Annotated in this window: 16 protein-coding genes; 9 read left to right on the top strand and 7 right to left on the bottom strand. The window is 70.2% G+C overall.

Features of this window, described 5'->3' with window-relative positions:
- The 3 genes from ACIBCU_RS06085 to ACIBCU_RS06075 all read left to right on the top strand — a co-directional run bounded on the left by ACIBCU_RS06085 (position 1) and on the right by ACIBCU_RS06075 (position 4237).
- On the top strand, positions 1-1827 hold the full coding sequence (locus ACIBCU_RS06085; RefSeq protein ID WP_399229746.1) for a DEAD/DEAH box helicase: 1827 nt from the start codon (positions 1-3) through the stop codon (positions 1825-1827).
- Positions 1808-2623, top strand: a complete 816-nt coding sequence (locus ACIBCU_RS06080) for a protein NO VEIN domain-containing protein (RefSeq protein ID WP_399229577.1) — start codon at positions 1808-1810, stop codon at positions 2621-2623. Before ACIBCU_RS06085 ends, ACIBCU_RS06080 begins: the two co-directional genes overlap by 20 nt.
- Positions 2624-2941: 318 nt before the next feature.
- A complete protein-coding gene (locus ACIBCU_RS06075; protein ID WP_399229575.1) occupies positions 2942-4237 on the top strand; it encodes a DNA cytosine methyltransferase in 1296 nt (431 codons plus the stop codon).
- Here the strand turns inward: ACIBCU_RS06075 and ACIBCU_RS06070 are convergent.
- The 4 genes from ACIBCU_RS06070 to ACIBCU_RS06055 all read right to left on the bottom strand — a co-directional run bounded on the left by ACIBCU_RS06070 (position 4172) and on the right by ACIBCU_RS06055 (position 10225).
- On the bottom strand, positions 4172-4630 hold the full coding sequence (locus tag ACIBCU_RS06070) for a very short patch repair endonuclease (protein ID WP_399229573.1): 459 nt from the start codon (positions 4628-4630) through the stop codon (positions 4172-4174). The genes ACIBCU_RS06075 and ACIBCU_RS06070 overlap by 66 nt on opposite strands.
- A gap of 22 nt (positions 4631-4652) precedes the next feature.
- Entirely contained in the window at positions 4653-7583 is a 2931-nt protein-coding gene (locus ACIBCU_RS06065) for a Z1 domain-containing protein (RefSeq protein ID WP_399229571.1), read from the bottom strand.
- 45 nt (positions 7584-7628) lie between these two features.
- Positions 7629-9158: an ATP-binding protein gene (locus ACIBCU_RS06060; RefSeq protein ID WP_399229569.1), complete on the bottom strand. Its 1530-nt coding sequence runs from the start codon at positions 9156-9158 to the stop codon at positions 7629-7631.
- A 161-nt stretch (positions 9159-9319) separates the two neighbouring features.
- Entirely contained in the window at positions 9320-10225 is a 906-nt protein-coding gene (locus tag ACIBCU_RS06055) for a TetR/AcrR family transcriptional regulator C-terminal domain-containing protein (RefSeq protein WP_399229567.1), read from the bottom strand.
- 114 nt (positions 10226-10339) lie between these two features.
- Between ACIBCU_RS06055 and ACIBCU_RS06050 the strand changes: the two genes are divergently transcribed.
- Positions 10340-11941, top strand: coding sequence for an MFS transporter (locus ACIBCU_RS06050; RefSeq protein ID WP_399229565.1), 1602 nt, complete (start codon positions 10340-10342; stop codon positions 11939-11941).
- A gap of 209 nt (positions 11942-12150) precedes the next feature.
- Complete coding sequence (locus ACIBCU_RS06045) at positions 12151-14526, top strand: SpoIIE family protein phosphatase (RefSeq protein ID WP_399229563.1); 2376 nt, start codon at positions 12151-12153, stop codon at positions 14524-14526.
- Positions 14527-14544: 18 nt separating this feature from the next.
- Here ACIBCU_RS06045 and ACIBCU_RS06040 read toward each other — a convergent pair whose 3' ends face one another.
- Positions 14545-14751: a DUF4287 domain-containing protein gene (locus ACIBCU_RS06040; protein WP_362926882.1), complete on the bottom strand. Its 207-nt coding sequence runs from the start codon at positions 14749-14751 to the stop codon at positions 14545-14547.
- Positions 14752-14969: 218 nt separating this feature from the next.
- On the opposite strand from ACIBCU_RS06040, the gene ACIBCU_RS06035 reads away from it, so the two are divergent.
- From ACIBCU_RS06035 to ACIBCU_RS06025, 3 genes are read left to right on the top strand one after another with little or no spacing between them, the layout of a single operon-like run.
- The gene (locus ACIBCU_RS06035) at positions 14970-15476 is read left to right on the top strand and encodes a hypothetical protein (RefSeq protein WP_362926881.1); all 507 of its coding nucleotides are present in this window, start codon (positions 14970-14972) and stop codon (positions 15474-15476) included.
- Between the two features lie 5 nt (positions 15477-15481).
- On the top strand, positions 15482-18199 hold the full coding sequence (locus ACIBCU_RS06030) for a substrate-binding domain-containing protein (RefSeq protein WP_399229561.1): 2718 nt from the start codon (positions 15482-15484) through the stop codon (positions 18197-18199).
- Positions 18196-19635 carry an extracellular solute-binding protein gene (locus tag ACIBCU_RS06025; RefSeq protein WP_399229559.1) on the top strand — a complete coding sequence of 480 codons (1440 nt, stop codon included), beginning with the start codon at positions 18196-18198 and terminating at the stop codon, positions 19633-19635. Before ACIBCU_RS06030 ends, ACIBCU_RS06025 begins: the two co-directional genes overlap by 4 nt.
- A gap of 13 nt (positions 19636-19648) precedes the next feature.
- Here the strand turns inward: ACIBCU_RS06025 and ACIBCU_RS06020 are convergent, their stop codons facing one another.
- Positions 19649-20656, bottom strand: coding sequence for an SEC-C domain-containing protein (locus ACIBCU_RS06020; protein ID WP_362926878.1), 1008 nt, complete (start codon positions 20654-20656; stop codon positions 19649-19651).
- A 151-nt stretch (positions 20657-20807) separates the two neighbouring features.
- Positions 20808-22214 carry an MFS transporter gene (locus ACIBCU_RS06015; protein WP_399229556.1) on the bottom strand — a complete coding sequence of 469 codons (1407 nt, stop codon included), beginning with the start codon at positions 22212-22214 and terminating at the stop codon, positions 20808-20810.
- Positions 22215-22343: 129 nt separating this feature from the next.
- On the opposite strand from ACIBCU_RS06015, the gene ACIBCU_RS06010 reads away from it, so the two are divergent.
- A complete protein-coding gene (locus tag ACIBCU_RS06010) occupies positions 22344-22877 on the top strand; it encodes a winged helix-turn-helix transcriptional regulator (protein ID WP_399229554.1) in 534 nt (177 codons plus the stop codon).
- Positions 22878-22889 lie beyond the last annotated feature (12 nt).

The following is a 22889-nucleotide window of genomic DNA, read 5'->3' as shown; positions in this document are numbered from 1 at the left end:
GTGACAACTGTGGAATCGTCCTTGCATATCGGCTTTGATGTCACGCGGACCAAAGCTGTGCTGCGCGCGAGCGAGCAGTGCCGCAGCGATCTGAACCGGCTCGCAGCCAGATTCCCCGGAGGCGGGCTGCGCGACCGTCTCGCCCTTGAGCTGACTCTCGATGACTTCCTGGTAGGTATCGACGTCCTCGCCGACTGGCCGCACCCCGAGTCCGTTGTCTGGGCGGATGAGTTGAGTGCCCTGGTCGGAGAGGTGCTCGATGATGCCGATCAAGCTGAGCAGCAACTTCAGACACCTCGCTCAGACACGGCGTGGGGTGCCAGCGCTGTGGAGTCGGCGCTCGGGCCGACATGGCGTGCCGACCTCACGGAGTTCCAGCGCCGGGACATCGGCCGGCTGTTGTCACTGCAGCACGGGGCTAACTTCAGTGTTCCTGGAGCTGGAAAGACCCGGGTCGGGCTGGCGGTGTACGCAGCCATGCGTGAACGGGGCGAAGTCCGCCGACTGTTGGTTGTCAGCCCGAAATCCGCCTACGAAGCGTGGCTCACTGAGAGCGAGCTGTGCTTTAAGGAGCCTCCGCGGACAGCCGTCATGGGAAAGACCCCCGAAGGCCGGGCCGAGATCCTGGTTGTCAACTACGAACGTCTCGACAGGTCGCTGGCATCGCTGGCGACCTGGCTCAGGGGTGCGCCTTCCATGATCATTCTTGATGAAGCGCATCGGATGAAGCTCGGTGCTCGGGGAAAGTACGGAAGTGCCTGTATGGCCCTTGGACCGCTGACCCGGCGACGTCTCATTCTCACGGGGACTCCGGCGCCGAACGGCGCTCGGGATCTGGAGAACCTGCTGTCGTTTGTCTGGCCGGGGCATGGCCGGAGAGTGGTCACCCAAGCTGTTGCAGGTGGTGATCTCGCCTACGCAAGCTCCGTACTGAGGCCGTTGTTCACGCGGACGACGAAGAAGGAGCTGGGGCTGCCCCCGTTCGAGACACGCATCCGGCGCCTGAAAATGCCGGAGCTGCATCGTGAGGTGTACGACGCCCTGGTGGGGCGATTCACCACGAGGGCGGAGGCCTCGCGTGATGACTTTGACGCCCTGGGCAAGGCGATGCTTCGCCTTCTCATGGCAGCCACCAGTCCGGCATTGCTTATTGAGGGCGGAAGCCGATATGAGCCGCTGACTTACCAGGTCCCGCCGCTCGAAGTACCTCAGGGTGAATCACTGTACGCACTCATGGGGAACCTTCCGGCGCACGAACTTTCTCCCAAGTACAAAGAGGCCCTGAATATCGTCGCGACGAATGCCGCGATGGGTCGGAAGACCCTGGTCTGGACGACCTTCGTGCGCAGTATCACGACGATGGAGAGCCTGTTCGCGGCGTATCAGCCCGCCGTAGTGCACGGTGGCACTCCTGACCGGGAGGAGCAGATCAGGCGCTTTCGCGAGGATCCTGACTGCCACGTCCTCTTGTCCAACCCCGCCACCCTTGGGGAAGGAATCAGTCTGCACCATGTCTGCCATGACGCCGTGTACGTCGATCGTGACTTCATGGCGGGCCGATTCCTTCAGAGTCTGGACCGTATTCACCGGCTCGGACTGGCGCCTGATACTCAGACCCGCGTCACCGTGCTCGCGGTCGAGGGCACGATTGATGAAGTGGTGGCGATGAGGCTTGAGGAGAAGCTCGAATTCATGGGGCGGATCCTCGATGACCCGTCTGTACAGCAGTTGGGCGATCTCGAGGATGAGCCGTCCGGAGCGGCGGGTATGGATATGGCGGATGTCCGCGCGTTGCTGAATCACGTCGATGCCGTCGCTGGCCACTGAGTCAACGCGCCGCGCGGCGCTTCGCTGGCTGAGCGAGTTGCGGGTGGCTGGGGTGCCGCGGGTGCGGGTGCTCCTCACGAACCATCCGCGGTACGCGGATCTCACGCCGGCACAGTATGCCGAAGGATTCGCGTGGCTCAGACGTACGGGCATGGTGACTGCGGCAGGTCAGCCGGTGGTGGAGGTAAGTGATGGCGAGTTGTGGGAAGACGTAACAGCCGACGAAGTTCCTCGTGTGCTGTGGAATCAGGCTGCTGAAGACGCAAAGAGGGCAGTCGGAGCGGCTGGCGAGCAGGCGCTGCTCCGGGTCTTGCGCCAGGGCGGAGTGCCGCACGTCAGGCACGTGGCTGCGGAGTCAGATGCTTACGGGTACGACATAGAGGCTGCCGGATCCGTGCCTGAGCGTGCTCACATCGAGGTCAAGGCCACCACAGACCCGACCCGTCTGGTCGTTCACCTGACGCGCCATGAGTACGAAGTCATGGCGGCGGATGCCGATTGGTGTCTGGCCGCAGTTCTAGTCGACAGTGACGGGAACGCGGCGAGTGTGGCCACAGTGGACCGAGGGTGGCTCCACTCGACCGTTCCCACAGACCAGGAGAGGAACGGCCGCTGGGAGTCAGTGAGGCTGACGGTGCCGGTTTGCGCCCTCACCCCAGGACTGGCTACGGAGACTTGGGTGCTCCTGCCTGATGGGCTGCTGCCGAGCGCTTCCGTATGGGCCCTTCCAGGCGTCACCTCTGGTTCCTGCCTGAGCTGGAGAGCCAGCCGCCCGGCCCCCTGCTGCGGCTACTGAGCTGCCAGATGAGCAAAGCAGAACAGATTGGAGCGTTCGTTCGAATACGCTGTCGATTGCGCAGCCGTCCGCCCCTGTAGTGACGCCCTGCTTGGGGTGGTGCTCTGGGGGTGATGCCTCTCGGGCCGGCGCTGTGAGGCCGGGCCCGGGTAGGCTCTGCGCGTATCGCGTCTCAGCTTTGAGCCGAAGCGGTTGCTCGCGGGCTCGGGTGCTCGGCCCGCGTGTGGGTTCGCCTCGACGCGACACCTGCTTTCTGTCAGCCAACCGTACGAAGAGGAGCCTGAGCCGATGGGCCTCCAGTCCCACCAGGAGGACCCGATGGGTCCCAGCGATGATGTGCTGACCTCAATCGAGATCTGCGCGGGGGCCGGAGGGCAGGCTATCGGCCTTCATCAGGCCGGTTTTAAGCACCTGGCGCTTGTGGAAATCGACCCGCATGCTGCGGAGACCCTTCGGGGGAACATTGCCAGCCTGGAAGAGTGGAGTTGGGAAAGGGAGTTCTGTGACGTCATTTCCGGCGACGTCAATGATTTCGTTCCCATTCCCCGTGGTGAAGGTCGCGAATCTGATGTAAAAAAGGGCCAGGGGTACCTCGGCAAGCCCCTCGCTCGGGGAGATCTCAGCCTTCTCGCTGGTGGCGTGCCCTGCCCTCCGTTCTCGCATGCCGGGAAGCAGCTGGGGAAGGATGATGAGCGTGATCTCTTCCCGCGGATTCTTGAGCTGGCTGATGAGCTTCACCCCAAAGCGGTGATGATTGAGAACGTTCGCGGCATTAAAGACGCGAAATTCGAAGAGTATCGCACGTACATTAAAGCGCGGCTTCAGGGGGGCTGGGCCAGGCATCCCGTCACGGGCATCGATGAGAATTTCGATGGGCTCGGCTATGAAATCTGCGAGTGGGAAGTGCTTGAGGCCAGTGATTTTGGTGTGCCGCAGCTGCGCCCGAGGGCAGTCCTTGTAGCTATCCGCAAGGATGTGCTGGGTGATATTAAATTTGTGTGGCCCACCGCCACGGGAAGCCCTAAAAGCGTCTTCCGTGCGCTTGAGGAGTCCATGGATCTCAGGTATGCGCCATATCTTAAAATGAGTGGAGATGTAGCACGCCTGGCGGAGCAGCGGCTCGGTCAGTGGAAGGAGAGGGCGCAAAAGGCCGAGAGTAAAAAAGACTTCGGCGTTGCACCTACCCTGGTTGGCGGCTCGAAAAAGCACGGCGGTGCGGATCTCGGCCCGAGTCGTGCGAAGGCCGCCTGGGCACTCCTGGGCGTCTCGGGGGTTGGCGTTGCCAACTCGCACGAAGAGAGCGTGAAAAGGCAGAGCCAGGACAGGGACCTGTTCCGGGAAACCGGTCCTATGCTCACAGTCGAGCAGGCCGCGATTGTTCAGGGGTTCCCGGGCAATTGGAAATTCTCTGGGGGTAAGACCGCACAGTACCGGCAGGTCGGCAATGCGTTCCCGCCGCCTGTCGCGGCCGCAGTGGGCAAAGCGATCGCGGATGTGCTGCGCGCTGCCCAGGAGCGCGACCGTAGTAAGTCTGGCTCCGAAGGGGTTCTACCCGGACAGCCCTCGTCGGCGTTCGCGGACAGCTTCGACGATCGTGAGGGCGCACGCGCCTGAGTCCTGGTGTTCCCAGAAGCGTAGGACCAGCCAGCCCGCCTCAACGAGGCGCGTGTCGGTATCGCGGTCCCGGGCCATGTTCCGGGCCACTTTGTCTGACCAGTAGCCGGGATTGGTCTTGGGGGCGACGTAGTGCTCGGGGCAGCCGTGCCAGTAGCAGCCGTCGACGAATACGGCTACCTTCGCCGGACGGAAGACCAGGTCTGCCGTGCGGCGAAGGTCCGGCAACGGCCTGGCAGCGACCCGGTACCGCAGGCCGTTGGCGTGCACGAGCCGCCGGATGAGCCGCTCCGGCTGCGTATCGCGGCTGCGAATTGCCTGCATGTTCCTCCTGCGCGCCGCAGAAGAAGCCCACGAACCGTTTGGCGGGGTCCAGTCTGTGGGCTCAGGCACCGGAGTCACTCCAGAATCATTGTCATGGCACTTCAATAGTGGCTTCACCGCGGCGGGACGAGTCGACGGCCCGGAAGCGAACGTAGGGTACCGACTTCCCTGCGGCGCTGGCGGCCGGGATGAATGCCACTGCCAGCACCACCTTGGCTGGATCGATACTGCCGCCAGTCACGAGGTCTGCCGGATCGCCGAGATCAGGGTCGACCACCGGGTACAGCAACACTGCACCGCGGCGCGGCTGCTGGAGCTGAGACGCGAACGGGTCGTCATCGCTCAGCGGGCGAAGGCCGACGATGCGCTCAGCGGACTGCCGGTGGGCCACCCCCGAGATGCGGTTGAACACGCCGCGCGCGTTCCGCTTGCGCTGTACCAGGGTGATGGGCTGACTTCCGAGGATGCTGGCTGCAACGCTTGTCGGTCCCGAAGTCTGGGGAAGGATCAGCGACCAGTCGTCAGTAGCACAGCCAGCGTCGCTGCCGTCCCTGAGATAGGCCAGGTGCGGAGCGAAGAGGTCCGGCCGGCCCCAGGCAAGGCTGCTCATGATGCCGAGCAGCTGGGAGTGGCTGAGGACCGCTGTCTTGGCTGGGTAGCGAGTGAATCCGCCCCGGTCGTCGTCGGAGAGAGTGACGAATACGGCAATGTCCTGGCTCAAGGCATCAAGGGCAGGCAGCCAGATTTCGGCGTTGTGCCGCAGGTCCGCCGCGCTCGTCGGGTACGCCGTCGGCTCCACCCACTGCCCCGGCGACCGGATCTCCACCAGCTCCGCGTTGAACATCTTGTTCCGGGCCGCCGGCTTGAGCCAGGACAGGTGCTGCGAGACCAGCGGCGGGATCTGGGCCGGGGTGACCTGCGGCTTGCCGTCCACCAGGGCCGCGTACCGGGTGAGCTGGGCGCGGAAGGTCTCCTCGTCGCGGCAGATCGCCTCGAAGGCCTCGTAGAGGTCGACGGTCTTCTTCTTGCCCATCGGTACTTCGCGGCCGATGTAGAGGCGCACCAGGTCGCGGTAGCCGGGGCGGAAGCCGAACCAGCGGCCCATCTGCATGAGGGTGTCGGCCTGCTGGGTCGTGCGGCGGTAGTACGTGACCGTGAGGCCCTCGATCGTGAAGCCGCGGGAGAGCTTCGTGCCGCCGACCAGGATCTTCCACACGTGCGGTGTCCGGTCGAAGTCGAGCTCGGCCTGTTCGTAGTCGCGTTCGGTGGCGCCGTTGACGATGATCACCGGTTCGCCGCCCGAGTTGATGAGCTGGCGGGCCCGGGAGACGTACGGCTTCAGGTCGTCGTACGAAGCGGGGAGCGGCAGGCCGTCGTCCGCGAAGCGCTGGAAGTCGGTGGTCAGCAGGGTGGCGAGGCGTGCGTGGCCCTCCTGGCCCGTGTATGCCGACCGGTGCCACATCGAGTTGATCCGCAGAGCGAGGGCCGCGTGTTCCCGCTGCTGCACGGATTCGTGGACGAGCATCGTGTGATGGCGGAACGGCCCTTCGGGGACGCCGTGAGCCGCGCGGTACAGCTTCAACGCACCAGTGAGGACGAAGGCATCCATGGCCTCCTGGAGCCGGTCCCCGGTGTCGTCGTAGATCCCGCGTACGTGCGTCTCCTCGGCCGAGCCCTCGCCTTCGAGGTCGTGGAAGTCCTGTACGCCCATGTAGCCGGTCGGCCGGGGCAGTGAGATCAGGAAGTCGCGGGGGAAGATGTCCTCCTCGTCGCCCGGGTCGACGAAGACGTTGGCGAACGGCGTCGCCGTGTAGCCGACGTACTGGGCGCGCGGAAGCAGGCCGAGAAGCTGTGTGATCTGGCCGTTGATCGCCTTGCGCGCGACCTTGCCGTTCTCCCACTTCTTCGGGTCCGTCGTGTTCACCGACGCCTGGTCCGACTCGTCGTCGATGATCAGTGCCGGGATCTCGGAGAGGATCGGGCCGATCTTCTTGAGGTCCCTGAGCAGCTTGTCCAGCACGTCCGCGTTCTTCTTCACGACCATCACGCGGGCGGCGGCGTGGTGCAGATTGGCCGGGTCGTACAGGGGCTGCGTGCGGACCTGCTTCTCGAATTCGAGCGTGCGGATGCCGTTCAGCAGGCTCTTGTAGTCGTCGTCGCGCGTCGTGAGGCGCTCGATGTCGAAGGCGCCCAGCGTGGACGGACGGCCGCCATGGCTGACGAACTCCGCCGGCCAGTCCTCGTCGTCCTGGTAGTCGACACCGACGAGCGCGTCCGTGTCGGCCGGGTCCGCACCGCGCAGGATGTTCTCCCGCCCTATGAGCTCCATGTCCAGTCGGCGCTGGGTCTGGCCCCGCAGGAGATTCAGGGTGCCCCCGAGGATGATGACCAGGCGGTAGCCCGCGTCGATGGCCTTCGCGGTGACGCCCGTGAAGTTGGCCGTCTTTCCCGACTGGACATAGCCGACGACCAAGCCCCGGGCGCCGTATGCCTCGGCGCGGGTCGGATCGGAGAGACGCTCGACCACGGCGTGGCTGGCTTCGTCCAGGCTCGACACGGCGGCGTCCGACCAGCCCTTGCGGCGCAGCGTCTGCTCGTAGGAGTTCCAGTAGAAGGCGCGTGCCGCCGCCATGTCCCTGGAGTACCAGGACGTGAACTCCTTGCTGATGACGGTGGCCCCGGGCTCCTTGAACACCGGCACAGCTTCGTCCAGGGCCTTGCGCAGGTCCGCCCCGAAGCCGAGGCGGTCATGGGTATCGGCTCGCCGGGCGTCCGTCCGCGGCGGGGCATCGGACCAGTCCGCCTGCTCCGCCAGGTCCCAGGCGGTCAGCGTGCGGTGCCACAGTGCGACGAGTTCGTCCCCTGGGCCGGCCGCGACGATCCGGTCCCGGAAGTGGCCGAGGTCGATGTCGGCCGGTTCCTCCGCCTCCGAGAGCACGAAGGCCAGCTTCGCGAATGCCTTCGGGCCCCGGCGCATGGCCGCCAGGACATCGCCGTGCAGGTTGAACAGGTGGTCGGTCATGGCGGTACGGACTTTCTCGGGGAGGGGCGGAGTGCGGCGCGGGCGTCAGCGGGTCATTTCGCAGCGTGCCGCTGTCACCAGGACGCTGTTCCACAGGGCGATCTTGTCGGCGCGCGTGGCCCGGACCCGGGACTTCTGGAAGATCTCCTCCACCATCAGATAGAGCATGCTCTTCACGACCGGGGCGTCGTTGAGCCCGCCCCTGCGTCCGCCGTTGAAAGCCGTCCGGTACAGCTTGTTGAGCCTGATCTCACGTACGTCGCGGTCGAGTTCGAAGAACAGGTCCGGTGCCAGGGACGCCCAGCGGAAGGTGATCGGTTCCTCCCCCTCCAGCTCAGGCAGTTCGTCCCGCAGCGTCCGTCGCAGTTTCGGGTCGAGCCCCTTCCCGGCGGGGATGACCGCGTCGCGCGTCACTTCGGTGACCCGCTTGGCGGCTTCCCGGTACGTCGTCTGTGCCTCCTGGACGTACTCGCCGAAGGTGTGCCCCGTCGCATCCGTCGCCTGTTCGAGCCCTCGCGCGAACGCGGGGGTCACCGTCACGCCGTCCTTCTTGACCGTGAGGCTGAAGACATCGTTCGCCTCGGCCGGCAGGTCGATCGCGATACGGGCCAGCGCGAGGTGCCCCTCGGCACTGCGGGTGCTGTTCCATCCACCGGCCTGCACAAGCCTGTTGTTGCGGTAGATGTAGAAGCCCTGCCGCTCGGCGAGCGGTCCGATCCCGCGGAAGCTGACCAGCGGGGACTTCGGCTGCCAGATGTGCGCGGTCAGCGCCACGTCACCGACGCCCTCGACGGGGGCGGTGTACGTACGCGGGTAACCGGCCCGGCCGGGGACGCGGTAGCCGAAGGGGTCGATCGGCTCGACGCCCCGGTGGTCCAGCTCCTCCGTGGTCGCGACGTCCTCGACCACGATGTCGACGTTGAACGAGTCGTCGGCCAGGAAGCGGTGCAGGTGGAGCCCCAGGTGGGTCTCCAGCTTCTCGATCGCGTCGTCGAGATAGCGGTCGGCCTGTCCAGCGGTGACCGTGTCGAAGGCGCGGACCTTGTCCCAGCGCACGATGGTGCCGTGCCACTCGATCAGACCGTCGTACCGGTCGACGAGGTCCTGGCAGTAGCCGGGGTCCACGATGTCGCAGGTGAAATCGGCCTGGGCGCGGGCGGTCAGCCACCGGCGGCCGGTGGACGGGCTGCGCTTGGTGCGGCTGATCACCGTGAGCGAATCGGCGTGCGAGAGGGACGCGGCCTTGAGACCGGCACCGAAGTGGCCGAGCGCGTTCTCCCCGTACTCCTGCCGGCCGCCCACCGTCATCGCGGTGTCGAGCGTCTCGTCGTTCATGCCCCGCCCGTCGTCGACGACCAGGAGACTGACTAGGCGGTCCTCGTCGCGCAGGAAGCTGATGACGACATTGCGCGCACCCGCGTCGATGGAGTTGTCGACGAGGTCGGCTATCGCTGCCTCGAAGCCGTACCCCTGATGCGACAGTGATTCGACGTAACGGGCGGCGGGCGGCAGCCGCTTGCTGCCGGTCGTCGGGATCTCGTACTGCCAGTCCGAGGACGGCTGGTAGGGCGGCATGGGCTTCCTCGCACAGACGTAACGGGGCCTGTGTGGGGGGTGAGTGGCCCGGAGCTAGTTGTTGAATGTGATCGTATTGCAAAGGTGCGACATGAGGGGAATCCCTCATGAATTCGTCCTGCGACTGATACGAGCCCGAGGCCGGCGGCCCGCCCGCCGCATCAGCCCGCCCCCGCCACCAGCCCCTCCACCCCGTCCAGCACCCGTGCCAGGCCGAACTCGAAGAGGGTGTCCAGGTCCAGGTCGAAGCCGTCCTGGTCGAAGAGCGTGGACAGCACCGGGTAGGCCGAGGCCGTCTGGATCGCGTCCATCCGGGGCTCGATCGCCGCCATCCACTCGTCCGCCGTCATGCCGCTGTCCTGCCGCGCCTGGGACTCCAGCTCCACGGCCATCGCGACGCCCTGGGCGTAGCCGAGCACCGTGAGGTGGACGTGCAGCATCTGTTCCGGGGTGAGACCGGTGCCGGTCAGGGCCGTCAGGACCCGCTCCGTGTACTGCATCGCGTTCGGGGAGGCCATCGGGCGGGTGAGGCCGGCCATGGCGCGGGCCAGCCATGGGTGTCGCTCGTACTGCTTCCACAGCCAGCGTGCCTCCCGCTCCAGCCGGGGGCGCCAGCCCGTCGGGCGTGGGCCGGGCGGGCCGGTGTCGAACACCGCTTCCGCCATCAGCTGGACGAGCTCGCCCTTGCTCTGGACATGGCGGTACAGGGCCATCGTGGAGGTGCCGAACTCCGTTGCGAGGCGCCGCATCGAGAGTGCGGGGAGGCCCTCCGCGTCCACGAGCGCGATCGCCGTACGGATGATGCGTTCGCGGCTGAGCTGCCGGCCCGGCGGCATGGCGCGCTCCCGGCCGCTCTCCGCGACCACCGTGCCGATGCCGGGCACCGCCCGCACCAGGCCCTCCTGGTTGAGCGCGCCGAGGGCCTTCGTCGCGGTGGCCATCGCGACGCCCCACTCCTGCGTGATCCGCCGCGTGGAGGGGACCGGATCGCCCGGGCCCAGCTCGCCCGAGGCGATGCGGCGGCGGATCTCCCCGGCGATGCGGAGGTAGGGCGGTTCGGTGGTCATGGCGTCACCGTACTAGTGCACCTGGGGCGCCCGCACCCCTTTCAACTGGGGGTTCGGACCGGTGCACTAGGGACCTGTTTGCGGTGTACGTCATGGCCCGCTTCCGTGCTGCACATGGAGAACACAACCCGGAACGCACCCGAGAACGCACCCGATAACCCACCCGGCCCCCGCGCGGGCCGCAAGGAATGGACCGCCCTCGGCGTCCTGATGCTGCCGCTGCTCCTCGTCTCGATGGACGTGTCCGTCCTCTACTTCGCCATCCCGTTCATCAGCCAGGACCTGGAGCCCAGCGCCACACAGCAGTTGTGGATCCTGGACATGTACGGCTTCGTGCTCGCCGGCCTGCTCATCGTCATGGGCGCCCTCGGCGACCGCATCGGGCGGCGCACGCTGGTCCTCGCCGGAGCCGCCGTCTTCGGTGCGGCCTCCGTCGCGGCGGCGTACGCGCACTCCGCCGAAATGCTCATCGGCGTACGCGCGTTGCTGGGAATCGGCGGGGCCGCCCTGATGCCCTCGACCCTCGCCTTGATCCGCAACCTCTTCCACGACGCGAAACAGCGCGGGCAGGCGGTGACCGTCTGGACGGGCGTCATGACCACCGGCATCTCGCTGGGGCCCGTCGTCAGCGGGCTGCTGCTCGAACACTTCTGGTGGGGGTCGGTCTTCCTCATCAACCTGCCCGCCATGGTGCTGCTGCTCGTGCTGGTGCCCGTCCTCGTGCCGGAGACCGTCACCACCGCCCGCGGCCGCTTCGACCTGATCGGCGCCGTGCTCTCGCTCGGCGCCCTGCTCGCGGTCATCTACGGCGTCAAGGAGCTGGCCCGGCACGGTTACGAACCGCTGCCGGCGCTCTGCATCGCCGTCGGGCTGGTGCTCGGCCTCGTCTTCGTACGCCGCCAGAGGCACCTCGCCCACCCGCTGATCGACCTCGGCCTGCTCGGACGCCGTGCCTTCGGCGGGCCGGTGCTCGCCAACCTGCTCGCGATGTTCGCCACGGTGGGCATGGCCGTCTTCTTCACGCAGTACCTGCAGTCCGTGCTCGGCCAGAGCCCTCTCACCGCCGCGCTGTGGAGCCTCGTGCCCGCCGCGGGCGTCGCCGTCATGGCGCCGACCGGGGCCGCGCTCGCCCAGCGGACCGACCGCGCGTATGTGATGGGGGGCGGCTTTCTCGTCGCCGCCTGCGGATTCCTCTGGCTGGCTCAGCTGCGTACGGACTCGCCCCTGTGGTTCGCCCTCGCCGGCGGGTCCGTCTACGCGGGCGGCCTGGTCGCCTCCATGACGCTCGCCAACGAACTCGCGCTGGGCGCCGCCCCGCCGGAGCGAGCCGGATCGGCGGCGGCCGTCCTGGAGTCGGGCCAGGAACTGGGCGGGGCCCTCGGCATGGCGATCCTCGGCTCCATCGGCGCCGCGGTCTACAGCCGGGACATGGCCGACGCCCTGCCCGCCGGGATGGAGCACGCCGACGCGGTACGCGAGACCCTGGGCGGCGCGGCGGCGGTCGCGGACGGACTGCCGGCCGCGGCGGCGGACGCCGTGCTGTCGGCCGCGCGTGACGCCTTCACCCACGGGCTGGGCATCGCGGCGGTCGGCGCGGCCGTGGTCATGGCCGGGGCCGGGGTGTTCTCGTTCGGCTTCCTGCGGGGTACGGCCGGGCGGGCGCCCGTAACGCCGGCGCCCTCGGACCGCGGCCGTTCCACGGCGTCGGCACGCTGATCCGCGGTGGTGCCCGCCCGAGGGCTCACCGGCACAGTGCGTGCCACCACGCCGCACTCGCCCTCGGAGCCCAGGAAGACGACCGGGGACCCGCCTCCCCTGCCCGCTCCGGTAGCGGGCTGCGGGCCGCGGGCCGATGCTGGTTCGGTACGTGTCCACGTGTGCGGAGGCCCGTCCTGGGCCCGTGCGGGGGCGAAGGAGCTGGGTTCATGGCTGATGCGCCCCTGATGGTCGTGGACGGCGCCGGAGTGGTCACCGGGTGGAGCCGGGCGGCCGAGCGGCGCTTCGGTGCGGCGACCGCCGATGCGCTGGGCCTGCACGTCATGGACGTACTGGCGCGCGACGCGGGCGACGCGGGCGACACCCGGGGTGCGGACGGGGGCGAGGCGCGTACGGGACTGCGGCTGGAACCGCTCGCCGGGGCGGGCTGGGCCGTCTGGGCCGCCGAGGAGAGCACCGGCCCCGGGGCCTTCGGGCGGGCGCTGCTGGACGTGATGTTCACCCAGGCACGCGTACGCGTCCATGTGCTCGATCCGGAGCTCCGCCTCCTGCGGATCAGCGACCACTCCATGGACCCCGACACCGACGAGACCGAGCGGCTGCGCGGCCTGCCGTTCCGCGACGTGTGCGCCTTCGAGGAACCGGAGCGGGTCGAGGCGTTCGTACGGGAGGTCCTGCGCACCGGTGTGCCCGGCGTCGAGCGCCCGTTCCGCGCCCGCCCCGGCGACGTGCCCGGCGGGCGGCGCACCTTCTCCCTGACGGCGTTCCGGCTCCAAGAGGGGCACGGGGCGCGGCCGGGCGACCACGGCACCGTCCTGGGGGTCGCCGTCTCCGTCGTCGACGTCACCGAACAGGTGCGGCGCCACGTCCGGGACGCGGCCCTCGACGCGGTCCGCGACCGTGTGGGCCGGACGCTGGACGTGGAGGCCACCTGCCGGGACCTCGTCGACGCGCTGGTCCCCGGTTACGCCGACATCGGCGTCGTCGAGGTCGTCGACGCGGTCCTGCGCGGTGAGGCCCCGCAGCCCGGGCCGCTCGGCCGGGACGTGCCGCTGCGGCGGGCCGCGTTCGGCGGCGGCGACGACCCGGCCCACCCGGTCGGCGACGTGCGGGCCGTGCCGCCCGGGACGCCGTTCCAGCGCGCCCTGTCCGACCTGCGGGCCCGTGTCGTCCCGGTCGAGGACGCGCCATGGGCCGACGCCGACCCCGCGCGGGCGCGCTCGATCCGGGAGCAGCGCTCCCATACGCTCCTGCTGGCGCCGCTGACGCTGCGCGGAGCCGTCCTCGGGCTGGTGAGCCTCTACCGCTGCGGGGACTCCGAGGCCTTCAGCGAGGAGGACATCCCCGTGGCGGTGGCGTTGGCGTCCCGCGTCGCTCTCGGCATCGACAACGCCCGCCGTTACGTGCACGAGTACACCATCGCCAGCGCCCTGCAGCGCCGGCTGCTGCCCCAGCGCCCTGCCCCCCAGCCCGCCGTCGAGACGGACCACCTGCTGCTGCCCGGCGGGGGCGCGGGCAGCTGGTTCGACACGATCGCGCTGCCCGGGGCCCGCACCGCCCTCGTCATCGGGGAGGTGGCCGAGAGGGGTATCCACGGGGCCACCACCATGGGGCAGCTGCGTACCGTCGTCCAGGCCCTCGCCGCACTCGACCTGGAGCCCGACGAGCTGCTGGCGCGCCTGTACGACACCGCGGACCGGCTGGCGAGGGAACGAGCCGATCTGCCGCAGAGCGACCCGCTGCACCGTGAACCACTGACCGCGTCGTGCACGTACGCCGTGTACGACCCGTTCACCGAGACGTGCACCGTGGCCTCCGCCGGGCACTGCGCCCCCCTCGTCATCGCCGCGGACGGCGCCACCACGGAGGTCACCGTCCCCCAGGGGCCACCGCTCGGCTCGGAAAGCCGCGGGCCCGTCGCCGCGGCCTCCTTCCCGCTCCGGGAGGGCAGCCTGATCGTGCTCCACAGCAACGCGCTGCGGGACCACGCCGACCTCCGTGAGGGTGCGCTGGTCCAGGCGCTCTCACCGCCGGACCGGCCGCTGCGGGAACTGTGCGACGCGGTCTCCTACGCCCTGCCCGACGACGCCGGCCTCCGCGGCTCGGCCCTGCTCCTCGCCCGCACCCATGCGATGCCCGAGGACCGCTACGCCGCGTGGGAGCTCCCGTACGACAAGACGGCCCCGGCCACCGCGCGCCGCCTCGCGTCGAAGGCGCTGGCCGGCTGGCACGTCGACGGAGACACCGGTGACGCGACCGAGCTGATCGTCAGCGAGCTGGTGACCAACGCCGTGCGCTACGGCCGCCCGCCGGTGGAGCTGCGCCTCATCCTGGACCGGGGGCTGACCTGCGAGATCCGGGACGGCAGCACCACCGCCCCGTACATGAAGTACGCCGGAGCGGTCGACGAGGGCGGGCGGGGCCTCTTCATCATTTCCCAGCTCGCCTCGCTGTGGGGCACCCGTTACGCACCCGAGGGCAAGACCGTCTGGTCGGAGCAGGCGATCTCCGGTCAGGACAGCACCGAGGTCGAGACCCCCGACGACGGGCCCTCCTCCGACGAGCTCCCTGACGACGACGGGTGAACGGCCTCACTCCAGGCCCTACTTGTCCTCCGCGAGCGTGTGCGCGACCAGGGCGTTGGCGTGGCCGTGGCCCATGGAGTGCTCGGTCTTGAGCCAGGAGACGAGCTCCATGTGCCTGGTCAGGTGCGAGGAGCGGACGAGCTCCTTCCACTCCGCGACCGGGCGGCCGTACTTCTTCTCGATCGAGGGGAAGTAGCTCGCCGGGCCCTTCACTGCTTCGGTCATGTTCTCGCGTCCTGTCCGTGAATCCGTCATGAGGTCCGTGGTGATGCTTATGACTGCCGGCGGGCGCAGAAGTCATCGGTGGGCGCGCGACGGCCCCCGGGCGAGGCTCCGGATGAGGAGGAACAAAGGGGTGCCGACTGCCAACGCCCGTGAAATACTTCTGTGTTCAGTGACCGGTCCCTTGCGGGGCGAGGACGGCGGGGTCGATGGGGGCAGGCATGGCGGACGGGCCGGACACGGGCGTGCGGGAACAGGGGCAGGAGAGCATCGAGTTACGGATAAGCCTCAGCGGGACGCACACCCGGCGCGACGACCTCGAAGCCCTGAGTACGTGGCTGAGGAACGCGCCGGTCCTCGAGGACGCGCTGGAGCGGGACGAAGTCACCCTGGCGCGCAAGGACTCGCTCACGCAGGCCGAGGCGATGGGCGGGGAGCTGATCCAGGACATCATCCTGGTCGTCTCCGTCGAGGTGGCGCGCTCGGTGGCCGAGAACGCCTGGCGGTCCGTGGAGACCTGGCTGCGCAACCGGCGCCGGTTCGCCGATCCCGAGGAGAGGCCGCGCGTCACGCTGGACGGGCCGCCCCAGGGTGCGGGATCCGACCTGAGACGCGACACCGACGACGACGCCGCCCGGGGCGACTCCCGTGACGGGGGCCCGGACGCGGGGCCCGGGTCCGGTGGCCCGAACCGAACGCGCGGTGGCGACGAGCCCGGAGAGGTCTAGCGGCCGTGCCGCCGTACAACGCGCGCGGCGAGGAGAACGGAGCCAAGCGTCACCGGGCCGTACTCATCGGGGTGGAGCACTACAGGGGTGCCCGGAACGACCTGCCGTCCGTCACCACGAACCTCCGCCTCATGCGGGAGGCCCTGACCGACGAACGCACCGGTGTGCTCGCCCCGGAGGACCTCGTCGTGGTCCCCGCGGACGGCGGCGGCCCGGACACCACCGTCGATCCGAACGACGTGCGTACCGCGCTCTCCGCTGCCCGCAAGGAGGTCACCGGGCTGCTGGTGGTCTACTTCGCCGGGCACGGCATCGTGCGCCCCGACGGCAGCGACCTCAACCTGATGTTCACCGACTCGGAGGTGACCAGGGACCGGCACCACCCCTTCGTCGGCGCCCTGTCCTGGGACAACGACGTCATGGGCGTCCTGCGGAACTCCGGCGCCGACTGGGTCGTCGTCATCCTCGACTGCTGCTTCGCCGGAAACGCGCTCCGGGCCTTCCAGCCGGCCGTGGGACAGAATTTCGCCCTGCTCACCGCCGCCGAGCCCGGTGTGGAGGTCCCGCCCGGCGATCCCCGTACCGGTACGGAGTTCACGGCGGCCCTCCACCGGCTGCTGACCACCGGCAAGGGGGAGCCGGTCACCTTCACCCGGACCGTCGCGGGGATCCGTGAGGCGATGGCGCCCTTCAAGGCCGTCGACGGGCACCCGTGGATCCCCGACGAGCTCCGGCACGGCGACGACGTCGTGCTCGCGCTCGCCGCGGACGCGGAACGCCCGACGCCCCCGGTTCCTCCTCCGCCGGACCCGACACCCCCGGACGACGACGTGAAGCCGGACCCCGCGAAGGGGACGTCGCGCCTCCCGGGCCGCCTGCTTCCCGGCGTGGTCAGCCGTATGACGCGTACGGCAGCCGTGGTCCTGGCGGGCGTCGTCGCTCTCGCCGGGGCCGGTGCATGGTACCTCCTCGGCGGGACCTCCGGCGGCCCCTGCGCGTCCCCCCTGGAACTGCGCGTGGTCACCGACCCCGATCTGAAGGCCACCGTGCAGAAGACCGCCGACGCCTATCCCAAGCGGGACGACGACGGCTGCCGGACCGTCGGCATCAACGTGTACGACGCCAAGGCCACCGACGCCGTGACGGCCCTCCGGTCCTCCTCGCTCTGGCAGGAACCGCCCGCATCCTGCCCGGCCTCCGGCGACTGCCCGCGGCCCCAGCGGGACGTCGGCGCACAGCCGGACATCTGGATCCCGGCCGCCGACAGCGCGTGGCAGCGGGCGACGGCCGACGGGGCGAGCGGCGGCACGGCCTCCACCGCGACAGCGACCGGGGCCGACGGCGACGAGCCCGCCGCTGCCGCCGGGAAGAGCGTGGTGGAGCTCGAGCGGCTGGGCCCCATCGCCTTCACGCCGATGGTCCTCGGCGTGCCGGACACCATGCGTCTGGCGCAGTCCCTGCAGACCGGCGATCCGCTCGACGCGATCGTCTCCGGGCTGAAGGAGGACCAGACCGCCGAGATCCTGCGTCCTGACCCCGAGGACACCGAGGGAGCCCTGCTGGCGACCGACGCGCTCTACGCCTCCTCCGACTCCGGGAGCGTCGGCACGCTCGAACAGAGGATGTCCCAGGTGCTGCGGCCCATGCCCTCCACCGCACGGGAACTGATGTGCGTGTTGGCCGACGGCGCCCACAACGACCTGGAGGACCGGGCGGCCGTCCTCGTGCCGGAGCAGACCCTGGCGCAGTTCAACCTGTCGGCGGGCGAGCCGGGCAGGCCCGCCTGCGCGACCGAGGCGCTGGCGCACCGGGTGGCCCACTACCCCTCCGACGTGCCGATGCTGGACCTTCCCTTCGTCCGGGTCACCTGGGCCGGGGCCGACCGGGACGCCGCCGCCCGCAAGACCGCCGTCCAGGACTTCTACGACTGGCTGGCCACGGACGAGGACGCGCGGAAGTGCTTCACCGACGACGGTTTCCGGGGCGTCGAGAAGGGCGCCCCGGCCCCGCCCGGCGGCGACTCGGTGCTGAGCAAGGAGGACAACACGTCGGCCGTACGCGAACAGGTCCCGCAGACCGGCCCGGGAGCCGATGCCTCCACGTCGCTGACCGGCACCCTGGACCGCTACCGGGGGGCGCTCGGGCCGGGCAGGGTGCTCTATCTCCTCGACAACTCGACCTCGATGGCCGACAAGCGGGTCTGGGACGGCACCGGCGGAGCCAAGGAACTGGTGGCCCGTTCGATGAGCTCCCTGGGCGCCGGGGACTCCTACGGGGTGTGGATGACGGCCGTCGACGAGGGGAAACCCGCCACGGACCTCGTCCCGTTCGGGGCGAACACCAGGGCCGGTGCGCAGAAGGCCGTCGCCGGCGCGGGGACGGCAGCCTTCGACGCCCGCATCGCGGCGGGCGTACGCGAGGCGCTCGGCACCCTGCGCGACTCCCCCGAGGCGGAGCGGCCCCGGCTCCTCGTCCTGGTCACCGACGGCGAGGACTTCGAGGACGTGAAGGAGAAGGAACAGCAGCGGCTGGTCGCGGAGGCGGGGAAGGCTCCGCTGGTCAGGATCGTGACGGTCTCGCTCCAGGACGGCGCCTGCACACCCGGCCGGTTCGGCGAGCGGCTCGCGGAGGCGAGCGGTGGCCGTTGCCTGGACCCCGCCGACGACATCGCGGCGGAACTGGCGGCGGAGGTCGCCAAGACCGGTACGGGGGACGCGGAATGACCTACGGCGACCGTCGCACCAGCCGCCGCAGGGCCAGGACGGCCGTCGCCCTGGCCTGCCTGCTCGCGCTCGTCTCCGCCGCCTGCACGGGAGGGCCCGGGGACACGCCGCAGGACGGCCGGGAGGAGCCGGCGGAAGGCCCCATCGTCGTCGCCAGCGGGCTGGACGTCACCGGTTCCGGCAGCGTGCGGCAGCAGCTCGTGGAGGAATGGAACCGCCTCCACGCCGGGTCGAAGGCCGAGCAGGCCAAGCTCGTCGAGCTGCCCGGCGGCGCCGACCAGCAGCGCAGTCAGCTCCTCGGCGCCCTCCAGTCCGGCAGCGCCCGCTACGACGTGGTGAACCTCGACATCACCTGGATCCCGGAATTCGCCGAGGCCGGACTCATCCGCCCGATGCCCGTCGAGGAATCCGGCGCCGCCGCCGAAGACGACCTCGACTTCATCCGGCAGGTCCACGCCACCACCGTCTGGAAGGGCCGCTCCTACGCCCGGCCGTTCAACACCGACGTGGGGCTCCTCTACTACCGGCCCGACCTCCTGACGGAGGCCGACATCAAGGCGGACAAGCAGCCCAACGCCCACTGGAAGTGGGACCAGCTCTACTCCTCCGTCAAGACCCTCGGGCTGAACCCGGTCCGGCGTGACGAACTGGCGGGCTGGACGACGCAGTTGAAGCAGTACGAGGGGCTGACCGTCAACGCGGTCGAGGCGTTCGCCGACGCCGAGGTCGAACTCACCGACAGCGAGGGGAAGTACAGCTCGAACGCCGGAGAGCTGAAGAAGGGGCTCGACGCGCTCCTCGACCGCGTCGACCGGGGCCGTGTCCAGCCCGCCGCGCTCACCTCGGACGAGACGGCGTCCCTCACCGACTTCGCCGAGGGACGCGCCGTCTTCCTGCGCCACTGGCCGTACGCGTACGGGGCCCTGGGGAGCCTGATGAAGCCGCAGGCCTACGCCGTGAACCGGCTGCCGGGGAAGGCCGTGCTCGGCGGGCAGAACCTCGCCGTCACCGCCGATTCGCCCCGCGCCGAGCTCTCCCGCGAGCTCATCACCTTCCTGACCTCGCGGGAGAGCGAACGCTGCCTGCTCGACGCCGGTTTCGCGGCGACCCGGGCCTCCGTCTACGGCAGCGCCGCGATGCCCTGCCGGCCCCGGGTCGCCGCCGCGCTCCGGCCGGCGGGGGACGCGCCGAAGGCGGCGGCCACGGGGGAGGGGCCTCCGACGGGGCAGGGGGCGCAGGCGCGAGCCACGTACATCCGGATCCTCGGCGCGGCGCTGACCGTGGCGGTGCAGCGGCCGCGCACCCCCTACTACGGCGCGTTCACCCAGGTCCTGCAGTCCCATGTGCACGCGCTGCTGGCCGCGGAGCAGCCCGACACCGACGAGGCCGCCGAGAAGCTCGACAAGGAATTGCGGGACGTGTTCGCGGGGAAGTAGGAGGGGAGCCCCCTCAGCCCGCCCCGTGGCACTCGCGGTACGGACGCCCCGAGCCGCACCAGCACGCCGCACTCCGCGCCGGGGGCCACGGGACCGCGCGGCCACGGGCCGCCAGCGTGGTGGCGTACTGGGGGAGCAGGTCGGGGTCGGACGGGGACGCGGCCTCCGACGCGGCGAACGCCTCGTAGGAGGGGACCGTGCCCGTCACGATGCCGAGATTCGGCGTGCCCGTGGCATGCAGATCCCGCAACGCCGCCTCCAGGCGCGCCAGATGGTCCTGGTGCGAGAGGTACTCCTGGGCCAGCTCCGGGTAGGCCGTGAGGAGTTCCCGCAGCTCGCCCTCGGGCCAGTGCAGCACCGCGACGGGGAACGGGCGGGACAACGCGCTTCGGTAGGTGCCCAGCTCGGCGCGGAGCCGGTTGATCTCCGCCTGCAGCTCGCCCGGGTCCGAGGAGCCGAGGGACCACAGACGCTTCGGGTCGTGCAGCTCGTCCAGGGGGACGGCGGCCGTGTGCAGCGCGTCGGCCAGCTCGTCCCACGCGTCGTGGGCGACGCCCATCAGCCTGCGCACCCGGTGCCGTCCGGTCACCAGCGACTGGGTGGCGTACGGGACCTCCTCGCCCGGCGCGAGGAGCAGCGTCAGCGCGGTCGAGAAGAAGTCGTGGGCCGCCTCCAGCTCGTCGTGCGCTTCGAGCGTCTCCGCGGCGATCTCCCACGGTGCCGCGTCGAGCGGGCCGGCGGCGCGGATGCCGTCGATGATCGCGCGGGCCTCCGCCTCGTGGCCGTACTCCCACAGGTTGGACGCTTTGAGTGCTTTGACCAGATGCGGGTGGTCGATGGTGGTCTCGGTGGAGTCGAGCAGTTCGTCGTAGAGGGTGCTCGCGCGGGCGCGCTCACCGGCGAGCTCCAGATGGGCCGCGGCCTGGAGGAACAGCGGTTCGTGGTCCTCGGGATACTGCGCCGCGGTGCGCAGCAGGCGCTCGGCTTCGGCGATGTGGTCGGCAGGCGTGTCGGGGCGCATGGACCACACGGTACTGCGGGTCGGGTGCGAGGTGAGAGGGCGCGGGCCGGAGTGCTGATGAAGGCCGCAGGGCGCCGGGGAGAACACCCGGGGCCTGCTCCAGCCGGGGGGCCTCAGGATCCCGGGTCCGACTCCCCGGCCCCGGGAGGCCTCAGTGGCGCTCCCGCAGGAGGAGGACGCCCGCCGTGGCCGCGAGCGCCATGGCGGCGGACAGCAGCACCGCCCCGTCCGCCCCCGCCGGGGTCGTCGCCACCGCGATCGTCACGGCCACACCGGCCGAGGAGCCGAGATAGCGCGCGGTGTTGTTGGCACCGGATCCCATGGCCGCCCGCTCCGGCGGCACCGACTCGACGGCGAGCCGGGGCAGCGCCGCGTTGATCAGGCCGCTGCCCGCGCCGGCCACGATCAGGGCCGGGACGAGACGCGCCCACACCGATGGCTCCGCGCCACCCGGTGCGCCGGTCAGAAGTCCCAGCATCGGCAGCACCGCCACCGCGTGGAGCACGAAGCCGGCCGCGAGCTGGTGCCTGGCGGTGATCCGGCCGGTCAGCCGCCGCGCCTGGAGGGCCACCACGAACGACGTGCCGGACCAGAGGAGGAACAGCCAGGCCGAGTCCAGGGCCGACAGCGAGAGCGCGTGCTGGAGCAGGGTCGGCAGATAGCTGAACAGTCCGATCACCGAGAGCCCGGTGAACAGGCCGCCCACGGCCGACGCCAGGAAGGCGCGGCTGCGGAAGAGGGCCAGGTCGATCAGCGGGGCCGCCGCCCGGCGCTCCACCGCGGCGAACACCGTGGTCAGCGTCAGCGCCGCGAGCAGCAGCAGGCCGACCGGTGCGCGCAGCCAGCCGTCCCGGCCGAGCGTCAGGGCCGTCAGCAGCGCGGTCATCGCCAGACCGAGCACGGCGGCGCCCGCCAGGTCGGGGCGGCCGGCGCGGGGTGCGCGGGACTCCGTGAGGACCCGGAAGGCGAAGGCCCCGGTGACGAGGGCGCCGAGCCCCAGGGCGAGATACGTCAGCCGCCAGTCCACGGTGGAGAGAGAACTCGCGAGCAGCGGGCCGAGCGCGATCCCGGCGCTCACGAACGCTCCCCACACCCCCATCGCCTTGATCCGCGCGTGCCCGACCGGGTAGGCGCCGACCAGGAGTCCGAGGCTGGTGGCGAGGATCGCCGCACTCGCGGCGCCCTGGGCTGCCCGGGCGAGGGTGAAGCCGACGGTGCCCGTGGTGAGGGCGCCGAGCGCGGTGGTGACGCCGAGGCCGAGGGTGCCGATCAGGAAGAGCCTGCGGCGCCCGAAGTCATCGGCGAGGCTGCCCGCGACGAGCAGCAGCACGGCGAGGCCGAGCGGGGCCCCGTTGAGCAGCCAGGCCTGGGCGGCGGGCGGGGTCGCGAAGGCGCCGGAGAGGGCGGGGAGCGTCGTCATCGGCGCCGTGTAGTTCATCAGCGCGACGGCGGTGGCCGCGCTGGTGACGGCGAGGGTCGCGCCGGGCCGGTGCGGCGGGCGGAGTCGCGCCGGCCGTCTCAGGTCGGCCGCGGCGGTCTGTAGGGGCTGCTGGGTCATGACGTCCCTCCGGGGACCGCCCCGTCGGGGGTCCAGGTCCGTGCCTAAGGTTCGGTGAATGAACCTACCGAGGGGCCACGCTAGCACGAGTAGGTTCGGTCACCGAACCGAAGGGGTAAAGTGGACGCCATGGCTCTCGGCAAGGACTACGCGGCCCAGCAGTGCTCGATCGCCCGCGCGCTCGAAGTGATCGGCGAGCGCTGGACCCTGCTCGTCGTCCGCGACGCCCTCTACGGGGTCCGCCGCTACAACGACTTCCTCGCCCACCTCGGCATCCCGCGCGCCGTCCTCGCCTCCCGCCTCCAGGCGCTCACCGAGGCCGGGGTGCTGGCCAGGCGGCGCTACCAGGAGTCACCTCGGCGCGACGAGTACGTCCTCACCGACAGAGGCAAGGCCCTCTGGCCCACCCTGCGCTCCCTCGGTCTCTGGGGCCGTGAGCACATCGAGGGCTCGGAGCCCCTGCGCCTCTTCTTCCACGCCACCTGCGACAGCGAACTCGGGGCGTACGGCCAGTGCGCGGCCTGCGGGAACATCGGTGTGCCGCTCGAGGACGTGGAGATGCGGCCCGGTGCGGGACTGGACCCCGACCCCGCCGACCCCGTCAGCCGCGCCCTCCTCGCCCCCCGCCGGCTCCTTCAGCCGCTGGACACCGATCGTGTATAACGGCTGAAGGAC

The sequence above is a fragment of the Streptomyces sp. NPDC051064 genome, assembly GCF_044455985.1.
Taxonomy (GTDB): Bacteria; Actinomycetota; Actinomycetes; order Streptomycetales; family Streptomycetaceae; genus Streptomyces.
The sequence above is the reverse complement of the archived record's forward strand: the minus strand, read 5'-3'. Positions and strand labels throughout refer to the sequence as shown.

Bases quoted from the DNA above. Each gene is read 5' to 3' on its own strand.
- ACIBCU_RS06080 (WP_399229577.1), top strand. From the start codon at position 1,808: ATGCCGTCGCTGGCCACTGAGTCAACGCGCCGCGCGGCGCTTCGCTGG.
- ACIBCU_RS06020 (WP_362926878.1), bottom strand. From the start codon at position 20,656: ATGCGCCCCGACACGCCTGCCGACCACATCGCCGAAGCCGAGCGCCTG.
- ACIBCU_RS06065 (WP_399229571.1), bottom strand. From the start codon at position 7,583: ATGACCGACCACCTGTTCAACCTGCACGGCGATGTCCTGGCGGCCATG.
- ACIBCU_RS06025 (WP_399229559.1), top strand. From the start codon at position 18,196: ATGACCTACGGCGACCGTCGCACCAGCCGCCGCAGGGCCAGGACGGCC.
- ACIBCU_RS06010 (WP_399229554.1), top strand. From the start codon at position 22,344: ATGGCTCTCGGCAAGGACTACGCGGCCCAGCAGTGCTCGATCGCCCGC.
- ACIBCU_RS06035 (WP_362926881.1), top strand. From the start codon at position 14,970: ATGGCGGACGGGCCGGACACGGGCGTGCGGGAACAGGGGCAGGAGAGC.
- ACIBCU_RS06045 (WP_399229563.1), top strand. From the start codon at position 12,151: ATGGCTGATGCGCCCCTGATGGTCGTGGACGGCGCCGGAGTGGTCACC.
- ACIBCU_RS06040 (WP_362926882.1), bottom strand. From the start codon at position 14,751: ATGACCGAAGCAGTGAAGGGCCCGGCGAGCTACTTCCCCTCGATCGAG.
- ACIBCU_RS06060 (WP_399229569.1), bottom strand. From the start codon at position 9,158: ATGCCGCCCTACCAGCCGTCCTCGGACTGGCAGTACGAGATCCCGACG.
- ACIBCU_RS06050 (WP_399229565.1), top strand. From the start codon at position 10,340: ATGGAGAACACAACCCGGAACGCACCCGAGAACGCACCCGATAACCCA.
- ACIBCU_RS06055 (WP_399229567.1), bottom strand. From the start codon at position 10,225: ATGACCACCGAACCGCCCTACCTCCGCATCGCCGGGGAGATCCGCCGC.
- ACIBCU_RS06075 (WP_399229575.1), top strand. From the start codon at position 2,942: ATGGGTCCCAGCGATGATGTGCTGACCTCAATCGAGATCTGCGCGGGG.
- ACIBCU_RS06015 (WP_399229556.1), bottom strand. From the start codon at position 22,214: ATGACCCAGCAGCCCCTACAGACCGCCGCGGCCGACCTGAGACGGCCG.